This is a genomic window from Methylobrevis pamukkalensis, assembly GCF_001720135.1.
GTDB lineage: Bacteria > Pseudomonadota > Alphaproteobacteria > Rhizobiales > Pleomorphomonadaceae > Methylobrevis > Methylobrevis pamukkalensis.
Genome location: NZ_MCRJ01000273.1, coordinates 1 through 1,031, shown reverse-complemented (window position 1 = coordinate 1,031; position 1,031 = coordinate 1). Strand labels below are relative to the sequence as shown.

Below are 1,031 nucleotides of genomic sequence, written 5' to 3'. Positions count from 1 at the left end.
CCCTCAGCCCCCGCGACCCCTGCCCTTACGCCGCTTCCTTCGGCGCGAACGCCGGGTGCACCACCGCGCCGTCGCGGGTCAGCACCGTCGCCTTCACCAGTTCGTCCGCATAGTCGACCGCGAGAACCTTCTTCTCCTTGTCGACCAGCGTCTCCACGAAGGCATAGAGGTTCTTGGCGTAGAGCTGCGACGCCGTCGCCGCGATCCGGCCCGCCACGTTGCGGTGGCCGACGATCCGCACCGCGCCGACCTCGACGATCTCGCCGGCGACCGCGCCCTCGACATTGCCGCCGCGCTCGACCGCAAGGTCGACCAGCACCGAGCCCGGACGCATCGCCGCGATCATCGACGCCGTCACCAGCCGCGGCGCCGCCCGGCCCGGGATCAGCGCCGTGGTGATCACCACGTCCTGCTTCTTGATGTGCTCGGCCACCAGCGCCGCCTGCTTGGCCTGATACTCGGCCGACATCGGCTTGGCATAGCCCGCCGCCGTCTCCGCCGCCTTGAACTCCTCGTCCTCCACGGCGATGAACTTCGCGCCCAGCGATTCCACCTGCTCCTTGGAGGCCGGACGCACGTCCGTCGCCGACACCACCGCGCCGAGCCGGCGCGCCGTGGCGATCGCCTGCAGCCCGGCCACGCCCGCGCCCATCACGAACACCCGCGCCGCCGGCACCGTGCCCGCCGCCGTCATCATCATCGGGAACGCCCGGTCATAGACCTCGGCCGCGTCCACCACCGCCTGGTAGCCGGCAAGGTTCGCCTGGCTCGACAGCACGTCCATCACCTGTGCCCGGGTGATGCGCGGCATGAACTCCATCGCCACCGCCACAAGGCCCGCCGACGCCATCGCCGACACCGCCTCTTCCGCGCCGTAGGGGTCCATCGTCGCCACCACCAGCGCCCCGCGCGGGATCAGCCCGATCTCCGCGTCCGACGGACGGCGCACCTTCACCACCACGTCCGCGCCGGCATAGGTCGCCGCCGCATCCGCCGCGATCGACGCCCCCGCCGCCGCAAAATCCGCATCC

Annotated in this window: 1 protein-coding gene; it reads right to left on the bottom strand. The window is 71.7% G+C overall.

The annotated features are described in order from the left end of the window. Positions 1–25: 25 nt before the first annotated feature. Positions 26–1,031: NAD(P) transhydrogenase subunit alpha (locus A6302_RS20460; protein WP_069308537.1), on the bottom strand; the 1,006-nt coding region annotated here is incomplete at its 5' end.